Source organism: Halomonas sp. XH26, from assembly GCF_024138895.1.
In the GTDB taxonomy this organism is placed as follows: domain Bacteria; phylum Pseudomonadota; class Gammaproteobacteria; order Pseudomonadales; family Halomonadaceae; genus Vreelandella; species Vreelandella alkaliphila.
The window spans coordinates 1,758,956-1,778,085 of the sequence record NZ_CP071889.1; the positions used below are offsets into that span (position 1 = coordinate 1,758,956).

The window sequence follows — 19,130 nt, forward strand, 5'->3', positions numbered from 1 at the left end:
GGCATTTACTTGAGGTGGGGGCGTAAGTCGCCGCGTACCGCATCAAGCAGGGTAATGAAATGATAATCTTGCTGCGTGTCTAAGCAGTCTACGCGCACCTCGGTACGCATCCCCTTATCAATATTCAGCTTGTCGTAGATTTCGAGGGTTAATTTACGTGCAGGTTTATCCCCAGGCGTAATAATGCCGTCTTCCAGCGTAAAGGTTTCAAGTAACGTTACCCGTACTCGCGTGCTGCTCTCTTCGCTAAGTACCCGTCGTACAAATAACCATCCTTCACAGGGTAGCGATTCGTTATCATTACGTTCACGTAAGAAAAGAGTGCGATAACAAGCGCCCTCTGTAGAGGCTTTTTCTGCCATGCTGCGATACGCTTGCAGTACCTGCCCAGCCGATGCTCGGGCATCCTCTAGCCGCTGTGAAATACCTTGGTGCTCACGGCTTAGTTGCTCCTGGCGTTGAAAGGTAAGCCACTGGCGGTAATCGTTAATAAGTTGAGACGACGCCATAATCACTCCATGAATAAGTTAAGCTGTACCAGCGGAATACGCGAAGCGATAACCTTCGCATATTCCTAAGCAAAGGGCTAGCGACGGGCGCGACGACGACGTTCACCGCCAGTATTGGCTGCTTGTCCTTCCGGTTTACGCTTGGCGCGGGGCTGCTTCTGACCACGGCGGCCATTTTCAATCGGCTCGGGCTTAGCGTTGGGATCAGGTTCAAAACCGGGTTCGATACGTTTAGGCAGGTTTTGCTTGATAAGACGCTCAATCCCACTCAGCAAACCGTGTTCGTCGACACATACGAGCGAAACTGCTTCTCCATCGCTGCCCGCTCGGCCGGTACGTCCAATACGGTGAACATAGTCCTCTGCCACATTGGGTAAGTCGAAATTAACGACATGGGGAAGTTCGTTGATATCTAGCCCGCGAGCGGCAATGTCAGTGGCGACAAGTACCTGCAAATCACCGCTTTTGAAAGCACCAAGAGCACGTGTTCTAGCCCCTTGGCTCTTATTGCCATGGATGGCCATGGCAGGTATGTCTTGCTTAGAAAGCTGCTCTGCTAAGCGGTTTGCGCCATGTTTGGTGCGTGTGAAAACGAGTACCTGAAACCAGCCATGCTGCTGAATTAAATGGGCCAGCAGCTCGCGTTTTTTATCACGATCTACTCGGTAAATGGTTTGCTCAATTTTTTCAGCGGTCGTGTTGCGAGGTGCGACTTCTATTAACGCGGGATTGTTGAGCAACTGTTGCGCCAATAATTGTATGTCGTTGGAGAATGTTGCAGAGAACAGCAGATTTTGACGCTGTTTTGGCACTAAACGCAATAGGCGCTTGATATCATGGATGAATCCCATGTCGAGCATGCGGTCAGCTTCGTCGAGCACCAGGATTTCGACGGCCGATAGATCCACGTGGCCCTGCTGATGCAAGTCTAGTAGCCGACCTGGCGTGGCGACCAATACATCAAGCCCCGCTTTGAGTGCATCCACTTGTGGCTGTTGGCCAACACCGCCGAAAATAATATGCGAGCGTAAAGAGAGGTGCTTGCCGTAAGCGGTTACGCTTTCGCCTACCTGGGCAGCAAGCTCGCGCGTAGGCGTGAGCACTAACGCGCGTACTTGGCGTTTGCCGGGACGTTTTCCATTCGCTAACCGCTGTAACATGGGTAACGTAAAGCCAGCGGTTTTGCCTGTGCCAGTTTGGGCACTGGCGAGCATGTCGCGACCTTCAAGTACAACGGGGATAGCTTTTTGTTGAATAGGGGTAGGCTGCGTATAGCCCTGCGCGGTAACCGCGCGTAGTAAATCGTCGTGCAGACCAAGTTCAGAAAAGCTCATGCGTTCTCCGCAATCGCTTAGTAAGTGACGTCGCTTGGCGCCGTCGTTACTGAGCGTAATGTTCAAAAAGCGAGGATGGTACACCTTCGCGGCAGCGAAGTTTGCCAGATAAAGCACGATGCCGCGATGGTCATTTTTTTGCCGATCAAGACGGTGAAATAGACATTGGCTCGAATCGGGGGTGACGTGGTGATGCTGAAAGATGACCCCTTTAGTATATCATGGATACTTCATTTCAGCGTTTAACATAGCGGTTGGATGCCTTACTGATGTCACATCTGAAAATAATTTCCTTCGCGGATCTCATTGGCGATTTGCAGGGCCACCTTATCCCAACTTTCGCCAAGTGAGCGAACGAGAGCAGGGTAGCCGTCCTGCTGTAGCTCGGTCTCTGCAGAAAAACTTTTTAGCGCAAGTAGGTTATTATCCGCGCCGCGTAACTGCCATTGGCCACTGGTGACCGCTCGCCCATCGTGCCGCCCCTGAAATTGATCAACTTCAAGTAGTAATGTGAGCGCTTCAGGTGCATTGCCATCAGCATGAACGACCTGAATGGACGCGAGCTCTTGGGATAGTTGAGCACGCAATGCACGTTCTAATTGGCGTCCAATACTTTCCGCCCATTGGTGTTCTCGGGCTTCATTTAGGGTGATGTCATCAAGCTGCATGACGATACCGTCCACATCTAGATAGTGTGCTAAACGTGGTGATCGCACCTGCAGTGTGCCAATCGGCTGGCTTGGTGAACTCACTGCATTTTCGCTTGGTAGCATGTAGCGAGAGGGTGGTGTGACACTGCTAGCGCAAGCGCTTAGCAGAATGCAAAGGCCAAATAGTGATAAATAGCGGACTGCCTTACAGCGCATAGTAAGCTCCTTCTTAGCGTGGTGCGCGAGGCACGGGATCTTGAGTATCCAGGTTGTCGAATAAAAGCGCTCTTGGGTTTTCATTTAATGTGCGAGTAAGTGGTTGTAAGTCGCGCATTAAGCGATCCAGCCGTTGAATAGCCGTTGTTAAATCCTGATAGGCTGGAGATGATGGCGATACACCTTGCAAGGTGTTACGTAGCTCCTCAAGAGTCGCATTTACGTTTCCGCCCACTGCCTGAGTATCGGGATCATTCAGCAACTGGTTGATGGAAGTGCTTACTTGGCGTATCTCGTTGAGCACACTTTCAGATGCTTGTAAGTTTCGGTCTAAACCTGCAAGTAATGGCTCAACTTCAAGCGCGTTTAATTTCTCAAGCAGGCTGGTTATCTGCGCTTGGATCTGTGCAAAGCCGCCAGCGACGGTAGGGAATACTGTCCGCTCGGAGAACGTTTCGGCGACATATTCATCAGCCAAGTCGCGTTGAAAATTAAGATCAACGAAAAGTGCACCCGTTAATAGGCTGCCATTTTTGAGTGATGCACGCAGCCCTAAGCCGAAAAGGCGCTTAAAGCGCGAGTCCCACTGTTCTATGTCGATGTCGGCATTCTCAATGCCCAGTCGCTGAGGCTCGATTCGAATCAGCACCGGGATGGCAAACTGAGAACGTGAGTCGGGCTGTGGAGCGGTAAAATTCCAGGGCACCGACGCAACCGTACCGATTCTTACTCCGCGAAATTCGACGGGCGCACCTTTCGATAACCCTCGAACGGTATCATCAACCAATAGCACGTACTCTAAATACTGATTGAAGGTTCCTTCCCGGGCAGTATTTTCATCCGCATAGAGATTAAAGCGTGCATTGGGCTCTACGGGTTGCCCCATCGGCAAGTCTTCTGGCACGCCAAACGTAACGCCACCTCCCAGTAACGCTTCAAGAGACTCCACGTTGACACGTACACCATCAGCATCTAGTTGAAAATCAACACCGCTCGATGTCCAAAATCGAGTGCTATCCGTTACCAACTGGCCGTAGGGTTCTTCAATAAATACTTGGTGGTGCATTGTGCGAGATTCCGCGTCAAACCGAGTATCTTCAACTCGTCCTACGGTATAGCCCTGGTAAGAAACAGGGTCGCCTATACGAAGTGAGTTACCCAGTTGACTGACTAAGCTGATTTGCAAACCAGCCTGCCCAGCTGGGGCAACCGGTGGTGTATCACTTACCGTAAACTCGCGCTCAGGTTCATCAGACTTACCTGCCTCTAGCTGAATATAGGCACCCGACAATACCGTGCCCAGCCCGCTAATGCCCTCGCGGCCGATGCGCGGCTTTACCACCCAGAATCGGCTATCTTCCCTAAGCATAGCTTCCGCTTCTGGTTGGATGCGGGCGGTCATAACGGCGTGGGAAAGATCATCAGATAAGCGAACGTTTTGGACTCTGCCTATTTCAACATTGCGGCTGCGAATAAGCGTGCTGCCCGCTTCGATACCTTCCGCGCTGTCCATTGTTAGTGTAACGAGCGTGCCTCGGCTGGCGTAGTTGTCGTAGACAAGCCACAGTCCGATCACAACAGCAACGATTGGCACGATCCAAATCGGAGAGAGCCGTGTTTGCGGTGATGACTTCGCACGATGTAAATCGTTGTTGTCGTTGGTATCGGCTTTATTTGGTGTTGAATCATTAGCCATCAACAGTTTCCTTGGTGGCCGTTTTACGGCGTGTAGAGCGAGGAGTTGGTGTGTCCCAAATTAAGCGCGGATCAAACGTCATGGCTGCTAACATTGTGAACACAACGACGGCGGCAAACGCGAGCGCTGCCGGCCCTGGTGTAATTGACATTAACGACCCCGCGCGAATCAGAGCTACTAATATTGAAACCACAAATACGTCAACCATCGACCACCGGCCTATAAATTCAGTCAGCCGATAAAGTCGAGTTCGGCTTTGTGCGTTTAGCTCGTTGCTATGCTTTATAACCATACAGAGCCAAATCAATGCGACTAGCTTGCCAACGGGAACAATAACGCTCGCTACAAAGATAACCACGGCCACGGGCCAGGAGCCCATTTGAACCAGTTGGACAACCCCGCCAATGATCGTTGAGGGTGATGAGTGCCCTAAGCTAGTCGTGGTCATAATAGGGTATACATTAGCAGGGATATACATCACCGCTGCTGCAAAAAGCAGTGCCCAGGTGCGTTGTAGGCTGTGTGGTAATCGTGGGTGGAGCTTTTCTTGGCACCGCCGACAGTGCCCCGTGCCATGCTCGCTAAGGCGATTAATTAGGCCGCAAGTTGGGCAGCCGGTTACTCCCTGGCTTGCTGCTGTCGTTCCTGTAAGAGTGCCTTCTGGCGCGAGGGGTTCTTTCTCTAAAGAGAACCACATCCAATCTGAATCAATGGATTGTGTCGTTAACAGTAAGAGGATGGCAAATACACTGAATGCCCAAAAGGAGATGCCTAATTCAACTTGTGCCATGCCAGCTATTTTTATCAAACTCACCAGTGCCCCAACGATGAAGACATCCGCCATCATCCATGGGTTAAGCCTCGCTAGTGAACGAGCGATGTCCCGACTAAACGGCATTGGATGGCCGCGAAGTAAGCCAAACTGAAGCCAGATCACGCCGATTAGATAAATAGCGGGCAGCACAACAATGGTCATAATGACAGCGATAGCGACAACAGGCTGATGAAAAGAGATGAGCGTAGTGGCTGTCTGTGAAAGTTCTATACGATTACCAATGCCGCTGATGCTAAAGCTCACAAACGGAAATGACACTGCTGCAAGTAGTGCTATCAAGGATGAAAGCGCTAGCGCCATGCTTCTCTGAGCAGGATAACGATGTCGCTTTACCAGCACATGTGAACAGCGTGGGCAGGATGCTTTCTCTCCGGAGCCGAGCGGAGGAAGTGCAGAAACCCAGTCACACTCGTGACAGGCGCGTAAGCGTCTACGCTGGGCGCGTGTTTCGGGAGGATGGCAGTCGACCTGTGGTGAGTTCACCTGCAAAGAAGGTCGTTTAATAAACTGAAAATGAGGCAACAGCAAATTCTCAATACGTTGAGGAATCCAAATTAGTACGGTGGGCAGATACTACTGTCAAATCGAGATTTATCTTCGCCCCGCCAAAACAGCACTTGACCTAACCAACTAGTTAGACAAGGATGCCTCGGCAATGGTGCCTAATGATAGTGCCTAACATTACGTTATTAAGGAAATGAAATAATGTTGCTCCCTTTTTTGGCTGTAGTTTTGGGATTGGTGCTTCTCGTATGGAGCGCCGAGAAATTTATCGATGGTGCTGCAGCTACCTCTAGGTGGTTAGGGCTATCGCCTCTATTAATTGGCATGCTGGTTATTGGTTTTGGCACCTCTGCACCAGAAATGATGGTGTCAGTGTTGGCGGCCATGCAAGGAAATCCTGGTTTAGCGGTAGGTAACGCATATGGTTCAAATATCGCTAATATTGGCCTTGTTTTAGGTTTTGTCGCGTTACTAGCTCCTTTAGCGGTGCACTCCGGTGTGATCCGCAAGGAGATGCCACTGTTGATAGGTGTCATGCTTCTGACGGGTTATATGCTTTATGACGGTTGGATTTCTCGTGGAGAAGCAGTCTTACTGCTAGGCGCGTTGGCGCTCTTTATCGGGGTTAGTATTGTTCGTTCACGAGGGCAGCAAGATGATCCGCTAGTGGGTGAAGTTTCAGAAGCGCTGGATAGTAAAGCCATGTCCCGTGGCAAGGCGCTTATGTGGACGTTAGTTGGACTAGTTTTGTTAATCGCTAGCTCGCGCATCTTAGTGTGGGGGGCGGTCGAAATAGCGGTGGCTTTTGGGGTTAGTGACTTAATTATTGGCTTAACCGTCGTAGCAATAGGAACGTCCTTACCAGAGCTTGCTTCCTCTATCAGCGCTTTACGGCGCAAAGAGCATGATATGGTGCTGGGTAATGTCGTAGGCTCTAACCTGTTTAACAGTTTGGCTGTGGTAGGTCTTGCAGGCCTTATTACACCCATTGAAGTAGGGCGCGAAGTGCTAATTCGTGACTGGAGCGTCATGACTTTTATGACCCTCATGATGGTGTTCTTTGCTTTCTCTTGGCGGGGTCGCCCACGGCGTATAAACCGTATCGAGGGTGGCGTGCTGCTCTCTATGTTCATTGCTTACACTGGCTACATGGTTAGCATCGTCGTGATGTCCTAACTGCGTCAATGCGACACAGTTTTGAAGAAGCGCTAGTAGTGTATAACGTTTGTCACAGCATCAAATGACAACACATTCGAATCTCAGGCTTAGTTGCTGTGTTGCTGCATCGTGCCTAGAGCCCATGCTCATTGCTAAAGTGCAGCACCAGTAAGGCTTAACTAAGCTTGTGTGGCCCCGCAGTGGGATGCTTATCCAGGTCTTAGGAGAGTGTGATGGAGCTTGCCCTCTGCGTGCTATCGCGAATTCAGTTCGCCTTTGTGGAATATTTCCATGCAATTTTTCCAGTTTTTACTATCGGGCTGGTCTCCTATATAGCATTACTCCATGGGCTTTTCTTTAAAACCCAAAACCCAGCTTGGGACCGTCTTTCGCTATTTTGGACAAAGGTGTGTGCAGTTGTCTTTAGCTTGGATGTATCCATTGCTGGCAAGGCGCGACCATCAAGTGCGGAGTGCCACTAACCTTATGGCTACCTCTCAATCAGATCAGGTAATACCCTTAACTTCACGCTCATGGTTGAAATCTCTTGCTCGGCGTGAGCACAAAAAGCTCACGCTAGCCGCAATAGGTGGCGTGCTTGCAGGGGGGCTTACGGTTTTACTAGTGGTGGGGCTTGCATGGTGCATTGATCAGCTTGTAATTCATGGTCGCTCACCGGCATCACTGACAGTTTTTTTCTTGGGGTTGGTGGCAGTGGTACTGTGTCGCTCACTACTTCAAGCAATGCAAGAAGCCAGTAGTGCAGAGGCAAGTCTTCGTATTCGCCAGCATGCGCGAGAGGAGTTGCTAAATAAGGTGGCGATGCTTGGGCCCGTTTGGCTTACTCGCCAACAGAGTGGGGCGATAGCGAATCAGGCGGTAGAGCATATTGACGCGTTAGACGGTTATTTCGCGCGTTTTTATCCTCAGATGAGGATTGTCGTCGCCTTACCGCTACTTATCCTTTGCATTGCTGGATGGCTGGACTACCTCGTGGCCATTTTTTTATTGCTTTCAGCACCACTTATCCCGCTATTTATGGCGTTGGTAGGCATGGGCGCTGAGCGTTTGAATCGTGATCAATTCATGGCCGTGTCGCGTTTGTCGGCTCACTTTGTAGACCGAGTTAGAGGGATGACGACGCTCCAGCTGTTTGGCCATACCAAGTCAGCACAAAAAGATGTTTGGTATGCCACTGATGACTATCGACGACTAAGTATGCGCACGCTGCGTCTAGCGTTTCTATCATCAGCGGTGCTTGAGTTTTTTGCATCCGTGGCGATTGCAGTTGTGGCCATGTATGTCGGTTTTGGTCTACTTGGTTATATCGACTATGGGCCATCCTCTTCTCTAACCCTCTTCACTGGGCTAGCCGTTTTATTGCTGGCACCAGAGTTTTTTCAGCCTCTACGAACGCTATCCCAGCACTATCATGACCGCGCAGCAGCATTAGGGGCAGCTGAAAGTATCGTGGCAATACTCAACGAGTCAGATCTGGTCCCTTCAGCCACGTCAGTGCCTCATTCGGAGAATGCAGTTATTGAGTTTTGCGGGGCTAGTGTTGGATATGAGGGGCGTGCCACGGTCTTGTCCAACCTGAACGCTACCATCCGGCGTGGTGACGTGGTTGCTATTACCGGTGAATCAGGTAGCGGTAAATCATCCATCCTAGCCTTAATGGCTGGTTTTATGATGCCTAGCAGCGGTGAGTGCCGGTATCGCCACAGTGGTCAGGTCGCCTGGCTGGATCAAACGCCTTGCATTATTCAGGGAAGTCTTGCCGATAACCTGCGCTTAGCCGCTCCTGAGGCTGACCAAGCGTCAATGGTACGAGCACTGCAACGGGCAGGGCTGGGTGAGTTGTTATCCCAGCTACCTAATGGTCTGGAAAGTCTGGTAGGCGAGCGTGGTGTCGGACTGTCTGGTGGCCAAGCGCAACGTCTTACGCTGGCGCGTGTCTACCTTAGCGAGGCGCAACTGGTTTTGTTAGACGAACCGACGGCAAGCCTAGACGCTATCACTGAGAAGGCTGTCATTCAGGCACTGTTGGATTGGGCAAAGGAAGGCCGTACGCTAGTTATTGCAACGCATCACTCTGCGGTGGTGGCTGTTGCTAATCGCCATTTTACTTGTGAAGCTGGCCAGCTTATTGAGGCGACGGTATGAGTCAGTTTTATCGCGATATGAAACCCTGGCTGCTCATAATGCTGCGCCGTCGTCAGCGCTTTTTTATAGGTGCATTATTAGCGTTGGTGACGCTCCTGGCAGGTCTTGCACTGTTAGGGCTTTCTGGTTGGTTTATTACCGCGTGTGCGTTGGCTGGCATAGCGTTGGCAGCTGGGTTGCCCGTTACTTTGGATATTTATGTTCCCGGTGGCGGTATTCGTTTTTTTGCACTGCTGCGAACGGTGGCTCGTTACGCGGAGCGTCTTTACAACCACAATACCGTACTGACATTGTTAGCTGATTTGCGCTACCGCGTGTTTGGCGATTTAACAAGGTTGGATGAAGCAACCCTTAAGCGCCGCCGCGCGAGTGAATGGCTAAGTCGCTTAACGTCGGATATTGATACGCTTGACAACTTGTATCTGCGCTTGCTTATCCCTCCGTTAGTTGGGCTGTTGAGCATCTTTGTTATATCTGGCTTTATCGCTATTTGGGTGCCAGTGTTGGGTGGTTTGATAGCCGCTGTGTCGAGCGTACTATGGTTTGTAGTGACGCTTGGTTATGCGTGGTTGGGGTTTGGTAATAGCCACCAGCAAGTTAGCGACCAAGAAGAGTTACGCCGTCTAGTGCTTGATCAAGTACAAGCGTCGGCTGAGCTAATGAGTTACCAGACCAACCCTTGGTACCGTACACGGATTAATCAACACGAAGACCAGGCGCTAAGTAATCAGCGTCAGCTTGCTTATAAGTCGGCCATTGGCAATGCATTAGTATTAGCGGTGACCGGTATGTTGTTGGTGGGCGTATTATGGCTGGGTAGCTTCATTGTAGAGGCTGGTCACGTGTCGGGGCCTATCATTGTTATGGTGGTTATTGCTGTGCTGGGTATAAATGAAGTATTCACTACGCTGCCTAACGCCTTTCTAAAAGTCGGTGCTAGCTATGGCGCTGCTCGGCGATTAAATGCACTGAGCAGCATAATGAATGAGGCGCCGTCGTTGGCCTTGCCTGATGCTTCTCACGGGCATTCAGTGGCGTTTAAGAATGTTTCTTTTCGTTATCCCGCAACAGCCTATTCGGTGCTGTCTGAGACTTCATTTACCTTGCCTGCCGGAGAGCGAGCAGTAGTGACAGGTATCTCAGGGGTAGGCAAGTCAACGTTGGCTAACCTTGTTATGGGTAGAATATCGCCTTCAGAGGGGCAGGTTTGCGTTGCCAACTGTGCGCCTTCTAACGTTACTGTGGAAAGCCGTGCCAAGAATTTTGCTTTGCTCACGCAGCAGATTGATCTTTTTGATGGATCGTTAGCGGCGAATCTGCGTATCGCGAACCCTGAGGCAAGCGATGATCAACTGTGGGAAGCTCTCTCTCAAGTTGCCCTAAAGGATTGGGTAAAGCAGCAACCAAATCAGCTTATGACCCAAGTCGGCGAAAAGGGGCAGCAGCTCTCAGGAGGGCAATCACGTAGAGTGGCATTGGCTCGTATTTTCTTGCGTGATCCAGCAGTCGTGCTTTTAGACGAACCCTTTGCCGGTGTGGATGCATTCACCGCAATGCATATTGCTAAATCTCTTGATCATTGGCTCACAGGTCGAACAGCGATCTATTTTATTCACCAAGTAGAATGCCCGTCGTTGCTGCCTGGCGTTAACTATCACTGGCGACTTGCTGGGGGGGAGTTAAATACGGATACTCTTGATAATGTTGGAAATAACTTATCCTAATGACAGGAGTTTCGTATGCATGAATTTCTTCTTCAGCTGCCTAAGGTAGAGCTTCATTTGCATATCGAAGGCTCACTAGAGCCTGAGTTAATGTTTGAACTTGCCAAGCGAAATGGTATTGAGCTTCCTTATGCTACGGTTAAGGAGGCAAAAGCAGCTTACGAGTTCGATGACCTACAGGGGTTCCTAAATCTTTATTACCAAGGCATGAACGTGCTGCGTACAGAGCAGGATTTTTATGACTTGGCGATGGATTATTTCAAGCGTGCTCGTGGGGAAGGGGTAGTGCACATTGATATGCATTTTGACCCTCAGGCCCATCTCCAGCGTGGCATTCCTCTTGACGTTGTGATGGCGGGATTGCTTCATGCGAAAGAAGAAGCAGAGGCAACGCTTGATCTGTCTGTTGGTATGATTATGGCTTTTTTGCGTGATCGTCCGGCTGAAGAAGCGCTCAGCGTGCTTGAAAACTCTGCTCCATACTGGAAGTTTTTAGATGCGATTGGTTTAGACAGCGCAGAGCGTGATAATCCCCCGGTAAAGTTCCAGGCACTGTTTGCGCGAGCCAAAGAACTTGGCTTGGTGCGTGTTGCCCATGCAGGAGAGGAAGGGCCTGCTGAATATATTGCTGAAGCACTGGATCTTCTCGATGTTCAGCGAATTGACCATGGGGTTCGCTGCCTCGAAAGTGACGCAGTGGTTAAACGGCTCAGGGAGCGTCAAATCGTACTAACGGTTTGCCCGCTGTCTAATGTCAGTCTGAAAGTGGTTGATGATCTTCGAGATCACCCTCTTCCCCAGTTATTGAAAGAAAACCTTAAGGTGACAATTAGCTCAGACGACCCGGCTTATTTTGGAGGTGGGTTGCTGACAAATCATGTTGCCTGTGCTGAAGCATTTGGCTGGGGTGCGGAGGTGTTCCGCATGCTGAACCGTAATGCAATCGAAGAAGCGTTTGTTGATGAGTCACGTCGCCAAGAACTTTTGCAACGTCTTGAGTTGGTATGAAAGAAGCGCCGACCTCGTGTTGATAATGGCTTATGTAAATCGCTTCCCATTTCACCGTCGGCCAGCATAGGTTTGGTCGCTGCCCGTAATGAAGTTCCTACTAGACAAACGGTATTCTCAAGTAGTCGCATATCTTCTTTCTAGGTGGTCATTCAACAAGATAAAAAAGTGTTGACGAATAAATAGAAATGAGTAGAATACGCCCCACATCGAACGGCAACGCCATTCGATAGCTCTTTAACAATTTGATCAGGTAATTCATGTGGGCGCTTGCCGATGAGGGTGATAAATCACCAAATATCAAGGCAAGCGGTCATGAGAACGACAGTTTTTAAACGTAAGTTTTTAAACAATAGTTGAATGAATTCGTTTGAACCTTGAGCCAAGTTTGATGCGCTTTTGTTGTTCGTAAACATTACGTTTTCGGGTGACGAGTAAGTATCACAATGATTTTAAACTGAAGAGTTTGATCATGGCTCAGATTGAACGCTGGCGGCAGGCCTAACACATGCAAGTCGAGCGGTAACAGGGGTAGCTTGCTACCCGCTGACGAGCGGCGGACGGGTGAGTAATGCATAGGAATCTGCCCGATAGTGGGGGATAACCTGGGGAAACCCAGGCTAATACCGCATACGTCCTACGGGAGAAAGGGGGCTCCGGCTCCCGCTATTGGATGAGCCTATGTCGGATTAGCTAGTTGGTGAGGTAATGGCTCACCAAGGCAACGATCCGTAGCTGGTCTGAGAGGATGATCAGCCACATCGGGACTGAGACACGGCCCGAACTCCTACGGGAGGCAGCAGTGGGGAATATTGGACAATGGGCGAAAGCCTGATCCAGCCATGCCGCGTGTGTGAAGAAGGCCCTCGGGTTGTAAAGCACTTTCAGCGAGGAAGAACGCCTAGTGGTTAATACCCATTAGGAAAGACATCACTCGCAGAAGAAGCACCGGCTAACTCCGTGCCAGCAGCCGCGGTAATACGGAGGGTGCAAGCGTTAATCGGAATTACTGGGCGTAAAGCGCGCGTAGGTGGCTTGATAAGCCGGTTGTGAAAGCCCCGGGCTCAACCTGGGAACGGCATCCGGAACTGTCAAGCTAGAGTGCAGGAGAGGAAGGTAGAATTCCCGGTGTAGCGGTGAAATGCGTAGAGATCGGGAGGAATACCAGTGGCGAAGGCGGCCTTCTGGACTGACACTGACACTGAGGTGCGAAAGCGTGGGTAGCAAACAGGATTAGATACCCTGGTAGTCCACGCCGTAAACGATGTCGACCAGCCGTTGGGTGCCTAGCGCACTTTGTGGCGAAGTTAACGCGATAAGTCGACCGCCTGGGGAGTACGGCCGCAAGGTTAAAACTCAAATGAATTGACGGGGGCCCGCACAAGCGGTGGAGCATGTGGTTTAATTCGATGCAACGCGAAGAACCTTACCTACTCTTGACATCCTGCGAACTTGTGAGAGATCACTTGGTGCCTTCGGGAACGCAGAGACAGGTGCTGCATGGCTGTCGTCAGCTCGTGTTGTGAAATGTTGGGTTAAGTCCCGTAACGAGCGCAACCCTTGTCCTTATTTGCCAGCGGGTAATGCCGGGAACTCTAAGGAGACTGCCGGTGACAAACCGGAGGAAGGTGGGGACGACGTCAAGTCATCATGGCCCTTACGAGTAGGGCTACACACGTGCTACAATGGCCGGTACAAAGGGTTGCGAGCTCGCGAGAGTCAGCTAATCCCGAAAAGCCGGTCTCAGTCCGGATCGGAGTCTGCAACTCGACTCCGTGAAGTCGGAATCGCTAGTAATCGTGAATCAGAATGTCACGGTGAATACGTTCCCGGGCCTTGTACACACCGCCCGTCACACCATGGGAGTGGACTGCACCAGAAGTGGTTAGCTTAACCTTCGGGAAAGCGATCACCACGGTGTGGTTCATGACTGGGGTGAAGTCGTAACAAGGTAGCCGTAGGGGAACCTGCGGCTGGATCACCTCCTTAAACGATGCATCATCCTCGCGGTAAGCGCTCACAATGAATTACCTGATCAGATAATAGAGCAAACGGTTTAAGCACGATCCCCTCTTGGGTCTGTAGCTCAGTTGGTTAGAGCGCACCCCTGATAAGGGTGAGGTCGGCAGTTCAAGTCTGCCCAGACCCACCAAATTCCTGTGATACTGCGTTAAAATACTCCTCGTATAGCAGGCTATACGTCGTTGCATTTTGCCTTGTCTCACAGAAATTAATGGCAAGAGGTTAGGTCGGCAAAAAAATGGGGCCATAGCTCAGCTGGGAGAGCGCCTGCCTTGCACGCAGGAGGTCAGCGGTTCGATCCCGCTTGGCTCCACCATTATGGTGTATTTTACCAACCGTTTGTTGATATTTTGTGACCATTGATAAGACAAACGCCGAAATTGCGTTGCCTTATCACTGTTCATCGAACAGTCGCTCTTTAACAATGTATATCATGCTGACATAAACGTTTTAGAACGTTTATACGTAATTGTTTTGTGATACGTCTCAAGCGTATCCGGCAATCGTTATCATTGCGAGATACCAGACTCCTTCGGGTTATAGGGTCAAGCAATGAAGCGCACACGGTGGATGCCTAGGCAGCCAGAGGCGATGAAAGACGTGGAAGCCTGCGATAAGGCTCGGCGAGGTGGCAAACAACCTGTGACCCGGGCATTTCTGAATGGGGAAACCCACTCATCATAAGATGAGTATCTTGCGCTGAATATATAGGCGTAAGAGGCGAACCAGGGGAACTGAAACATCTAAGTACCCTGAGGAAAAGAAATCAACCGAGATTCCCCTAGTAGCGGCGAGCGAACGGGGACCAGCCCTTAAGCATGTGACTGATTAGGCGAATGCGCTGGGAAGCGCGGCCATAGTGGGTGATAGCCCCGTAGTCGAAAATCTGATCATGTGAAATCGAGTAGGTCGGGGCACGAGAAACCTTGACTGAAGACGGGGGGACCATCCTCCAAGGCTAAATACTCCTGGCTGACCGATAGTGAACCAGTACCGTGAGGGAAAGGCGAAAAGAACCCCGGAGAGGGGAGTGAAATAGATCCTGAAACCGTGTGCGTACAAGCAGTAGGAGCAGACTTGTTCTGTGACTGCGTACCTTTTGTATAATGGGTCAGCGACTTATATTCAGTGGCGAGGTTAACCGTTTAGGGGAGCCGTAGGGAAACCGAGTCTTAACTGGGCGACACAGTCGCTGGATATAGACCCGAAACCGAGCGATCTATCCATGAGCAGGGTGAAGGTTGAGTAACATCAACTGGAGGCCCGAACCAGGATCTGTTGAAAAAGATTTGGATGACTTGTGGATCGGAGTGAAAGGCTAATCAAGCTCGGAGATAGCTGGTTCTCCTCGAAAGCTATTTAGGTAGCGCCTCACGTATCACCGCCGGGGGTAGAGCACTGTTTCGGCTAGGGGGTCATCCCGACTTACCAACCCGAGGCAAACTCCGAATACCGGTGAGTGCAAGCGTGGGAGACACACGGCGGGTGCTAACGTCCGTCGTGAAAAGGGAAACAACCCAGACCGTCAGCTAAGGTCCCGAAATCCTGGTTAAGTGGGAAACGATGTGGGAAGGCTCAGACAGCTAGGAGGTTGGCTTAGAAGCAGCCATCCTTTAAAGAAAGCGTAATAGCTCACTAGTCGAGTCGGCCTGCGCGGAAGATGTAACGGGGCTAAACCAGGTACCGAAGCTACGGGTTCACACTATGTGTGAGCGGTAGAGGAGCGTCGTGTAAGCCGATGAAGGTGAATTGAGAAGTTCGCTGGAGGTATCACGAGTGCGAATGCTGACATGAGTAACGATAAAGGGAGTGAAAAACTCCCTCGCCGGAAGACCAAGGGTTTCTGTTCGACGCTAATCGGAGCAGAGTGAGTCGGCCCCTAAGGCGAGGCCGAAAGGCGTAGTCGATGGGAAACAGGTCAATATTCCTGTACCGGACATGATTGCGATGGGGGGACGGAGAAGGCTAGGTGAGCCAGGCGTTGGTTGTCCTGGTGAAAGTGAGTAGGCTGGTATCTTAGGTAAATCCGGGATGCCTTAAGGCCGAGACACGAAACGAACTGACTACGGTCAGGAAGTCATTGATGCCACGCTCCCAGGAAAAGCCTCTAAGCTTCAGATCATGTGCGACCGTACCCCAAACCGACACAGGTGGTCAGGGTGAGAATCCCAAGGCGCTTGAGAGAACTCGGGTGAAGGAACTAGGCAAAATGGTGCCGTAACTTCGGGAGAAGGCACGCCGGCGTAGGGTGACGAGACTTGCTCTCTAAGCCCGAACCGGTCGAAGATACCAGGTGGCTGCAACTGTTTAGTAAAAACACAGCACTCTGCTAACGCGCAAGCGGACGTATAGGGTGTGACGCCTGCCCGGTGCCGGAAGGTTAAATGATGGTGTTAGGATTCGTCCGAAGCTCTTGATTGAAGCCCCGGTAAACGGCGGCCGTAACTATAACGGTCCTAAGGTAGCGAAATTCCTTGTCGGGTAAGTTCCGACCTGCACGAATGGCGTAATGATGGCCACGCTGTCTCCACCCGAGACTCAGTGAAATTGAAATCGCCGTGAAGATGCGGTGTACCCGCGGCTAGACGGAAAGACCCCGTGAACCTTTACTATAGCTTCACACTGGACGCTGATGTTGCCTGTGTAGGATAGCTGGGAGGCTTTGAATCTCGGACGCCAGTTCGAGGGGAGCCAACCTTGAAATACCAGCCTGGCATCATTGGCGTTCTCACTCAGGTCCGTTATCCGGATCGAGGACAGTGTGTGGTGGGTAGTTTGACTGGGGCGGTCTCCTCCCAAAGAGTAACGGAGGAGCACGAAGGTACCCTCAGCACGGTCGGACATCGTGCAGTGAGTGCAAGAGCATAAGGGTGCTTGACTGCGAGACAGACACGTCGAGCAGGTGCGAAAGCAGGTTCTAGTGATCCGGTGGTTCTGTATGGAAGGGCCATCGCTCAACGGATAAAAGGTACTCCGGGGATAACAGGCTGATACCGCCCAAGAGTTCACATCGACGGCGGTGTTTGGCACCTCGATGTCGGCTCATCACATCCTGGGGCTGAAGTCGGTCCCAAGGGTATGGCTGTTCGCCATTTAAAGTGGTACGCGAGCTGGGTTTAGAACGTCGTGAGACAGTTCGGTCCCTATCTGCCGTGGGCGTTGGATGTTTGAGAAGGGCTGCTCCTAGTACGAGAGGACCGGAGTGGACGCACCTCTGGTGTTCCGGTTGTCACGCCAGTGGCATTGCCGGGTAGCTATGTGCGGACGGGATAACCGCTGAAAGCATCTAAGCGGGAAGCCCCCTTCAAGATGAGACATCCCTGAGGCCTAGAGCCTCCTGAAGGGCCCAGCGAGACCAGCTGGTTGATAGGCACGGTGTGGAAGCGCTGCAAGGTGTTGAGCTAACGTGTACTAATGGCCCGTGAGGCTTGACCCTATAACACCCAAGGGGTCTGGTCGTAATGATAATGAAAACCGGATACGCGCTTCCTGTCAGCGACAGGAAACGAGAGACGCCACAAAACACGCCAGCATGATATGCATTAAAAGTTACGCCTGACGACCATAGCACGCGTGAACCACCTGATCCCATGCCGAACTCAGAAGTGAAACCGCTTAGCGCCGATGGTAGTGTGGGGTCTCCCCATGCGAGAGTAGGTCATCGTCAGGCACTTATTGAGAAACCCCGGCCATTTGGTCGGGGTTTTGCTTTTTAGGGGTCTCCCCTGGAGAGTAGCGGAGCGCCGCCCGGATCATCGTCAGGCACTTATTTAACAAAGAACCCAGCCCATCGGCTGGGTTTTTTGTTTGCGCGGAAGAAAAAAGCACCCCCTGGCCCCTATCACAAAGCGGCCACCTGCCGAAGCGTGCACCGCACAGTCATTCCCGAGTGAGGTTATCGGGAATCCACCTTGACCTGCAGCAGGCCGAACCCCCTCAGTTCAACATGGATTCCCGCTAAGAGCCTGCGGGAATGACGAGTTAACTTTGAAAATTAATCCCGTTGGTGCTGGCATTCGCCAGCGGCCCAAGTTTCATAGATAGCGCGATCATCAGCGAGCATCATCAGCGCAAATAAACGCTCGCCGAGTGTTTTGCTGTGTTGGATACGGCGCTTCAACAGTGATGTCGCATGAGGATCAATGACTACAAAATCAGCCTCGTACGAAGGGGCAAGCTGGCCGATATGGGTATCTAGGGAAAGCGCTTTTGCATTGCCATGGGTTAAACCGTAAAAACCTTGCCATGCGGTGAGAGGCTGTCCCCCTAATTGGCCCACTTGGTAGGCTGCCTTAAGCGTTCCAAACCCTGATAAATCGGTGCCTGCGCCGATATCGCTAGCATAGGTAAATGCCATACCGGTCTGCTTAGCTGCCTCTCGGTCAAATAATCCGCTGCCTAAGAAAAGATTGGAGCTTGGGCAAAAGGCAATATTGGCGCCTCGGTCCGCTAGGCGTTTACGCATATCGTTATTCAGATGAATGCCGTGCGCGAAGGTGCTGCGAGGGCCGACTAACCCCGCTTCTTCGTAAACGGCTAAGTAGTCGCGGCTACCAGGAAATAGTTCGGCTACCCAGTCTAATTCCCCACTGTTTTCGGCCAAATGAGTTTGTAGCCACAAGCTAGAGTCATTGCGTAAGAGGGCGCCGGCAGCATCCATTTGCATTTTGGTAGAGGTGGGCGCAAAGCGTGGTGTGACGCTATAACCTAGTCGGCCATTGCCATGCCAGTCTTGAATAAGCCGCTCACTGTCTGCAATTCCAGATACGCCATCCATTAGGGCGTCAGGCGCGTTGCGATCCATTAATACTTTACCGACCAGCATGCGTAGCTGACGTTTTTGGCAGGCGGTGAAGAACGCATCCACTGAGCCAGGATGGCTTGAGCCAAATACTTGGGCTGTTGTCGTTCCCGCGCGAAGCATTTCATCTAGAAAAGCGTTCGATAGCGCTTCAGCATGCGCATGATTGGCAAAACGGCACTCTTCAGGAAACGTATAGTCATTTAGCCAATCAAGCAGCTGTCGGCCGTAGGAAGCCATGATGTCTAGCTGAACATAGTGAACGTGAGTATCGATAAAACCGGGCATAATCAACTTGCCGCGATAATCAATAACATGGGCGTCACTTGGCAGTTGATCAGCGAGATCACCATAGTGGCCGACAGCCTGAATATGACTGCCTTTTAGCCACAGTAGCCCGTCGCCATAATGCTCTAGGCTACCTGGCTGAGGTAGGTCATCATTACCTGGGTCGCGTGCAAAGCTGACAATTTCAGCGCGGATGAGCGTATCGATTGAGGAATTCAT

General features: G+C 51.2%; 10 protein-coding genes, 2 tRNA genes, 3 rRNA genes and 1 pseudogene. 10 read left to right on the forward strand and 6 right to left on the reverse strand.

Translation table 11 applies throughout. The features are described 5' to 3' along the window. Positions 1 to 5 precede the first annotated feature (5 nt). The 5 genes from J4377_RS08145 to J4377_RS08165 form a co-directional block, all read right to left on the reverse strand. On the reverse strand, positions 6 to 509 hold the full coding sequence (locus tag J4377_RS08145; protein WP_038483828.1) for a hypothetical protein: 504 nt from the start codon (positions 507 to 509) through the stop codon (positions 6 to 8). A 77-nt stretch (positions 510 to 586) separates the two neighbouring features. Next, entirely contained in the window at positions 587 to 1,843 is a 1,257-nt protein-coding gene (locus J4377_RS08150; protein WP_089038216.1) for a DEAD/DEAH box helicase, read from the reverse strand. 272 nt (positions 1,844 to 2,115) lie between these two features. Then, entirely contained in the window at positions 2,116 to 2,709 is a 594-nt protein-coding gene (locus J4377_RS08155) for a membrane integrity-associated transporter subunit PqiC (protein ID WP_038483834.1), read from the reverse strand. A 13-nt stretch (positions 2,710 to 2,722) separates the two neighbouring features. Further along, positions 2,723 to 4,405, reverse strand: coding sequence for an intermembrane transport protein PqiB (gene pqiB / locus J4377_RS08160; protein WP_198349840.1), 1,683 nt, complete (start codon positions 4,403 to 4,405; stop codon positions 2,723 to 2,725). Next, positions 4,398 to 5,744, reverse strand: a complete 1,347-nt coding sequence (locus tag J4377_RS08165; RefSeq protein ID WP_038486739.1) for a paraquat-inducible protein A — start codon at positions 5,742 to 5,744, stop codon at positions 4,398 to 4,400. Before J4377_RS08165 ends, pqiB begins: the two co-directional genes overlap by 8 nt. Before the next feature lie 201 nt (positions 5,745 to 5,945). On the opposite strand from J4377_RS08165, the gene J4377_RS08170 reads away from it, so the two are divergent. The 10 genes and pseudogenes from J4377_RS08170 to rrf all read left to right on the forward strand — a co-directional run bounded on the left by J4377_RS08170 (position 5,946) and on the right by rrf (position 17,492). Beyond that, complete coding sequence (locus tag J4377_RS08170) at positions 5,946 to 6,920, forward strand: calcium/sodium antiporter (RefSeq protein WP_120387013.1); 975 nt, start codon at positions 5,946 to 5,948, stop codon at positions 6,918 to 6,920. 215 nt (positions 6,921 to 7,135) lie between these two features. Then, a pseudogene (locus tag J4377_RS08175) lies at positions 7,136 to 7,339 on the forward strand (cytochrome ubiquinol oxidase subunit I); the annotation flags it as partial. A gap of 49 nt (positions 7,340 to 7,388) precedes the next feature. Continuing rightward, entirely contained in the window at positions 7,389 to 9,068 is a 1,680-nt protein-coding gene (gene cydD, locus J4377_RS08180; RefSeq protein ID WP_253487863.1) for a thiol reductant ABC exporter subunit CydD, read from the forward strand. Then, complete coding sequence (gene cydC, locus J4377_RS08185; protein WP_253487865.1) at positions 9,065 to 10,792, forward strand: thiol reductant ABC exporter subunit CydC; 1,728 nt, start codon at positions 9,065 to 9,067, stop codon at positions 10,790 to 10,792. The genes cydD and cydC overlap by 4 nt, the downstream gene beginning before the upstream one ends. Positions 10,793 to 10,807: 15 nt before the next feature. Beyond that, positions 10,808 to 11,800 carry an adenosine deaminase gene (locus J4377_RS08190; RefSeq protein WP_253487870.1) on the forward strand — a complete coding sequence of 331 codons (993 nt, stop codon included), beginning with the start codon at positions 10,808 to 10,810 and terminating at the stop codon, positions 11,798 to 11,800. Between the two features lie 454 nt (positions 11,801 to 12,254). Then, positions 12,255 to 13,789 (forward strand): 16S ribosomal RNA (locus J4377_RS08195). An 86-nt stretch (positions 13,790 to 13,875) separates the two neighbouring features. Beyond that, a tRNA-Ile gene (locus tag J4377_RS08200) sits at positions 13,876 to 13,952 on the forward strand. Positions 13,953 to 14,062: 110 nt separating this feature from the next. Continuing rightward, positions 14,063 to 14,138 (forward strand) — tRNA-Ala (locus tag J4377_RS08205). Positions 14,139 to 14,365: 227 nt separating this feature from the next. Continuing rightward, positions 14,366 to 17,258 (forward strand): 23S ribosomal RNA (locus J4377_RS08210). Positions 17,259 to 17,376: 118 nt separating this feature from the next. Next, positions 17,377 to 17,492, forward strand: a 5S ribosomal RNA gene (gene rrf / locus J4377_RS08215). The 16S, 23S and 5S rRNA genes sit together here with 2 tRNA genes alongside, the layout of an rRNA operon. A gap of 324 nt (positions 17,493 to 17,816) precedes the next feature. Here rrf and guaD read toward each other — a convergent pair. Then, positions 17,817 to 19,130, reverse strand: a complete 1,314-nt coding sequence (gene guaD, locus J4377_RS08220) for a guanine deaminase (protein ID WP_038483857.1) — start codon at positions 19,128 to 19,130, stop codon at positions 17,817 to 17,819.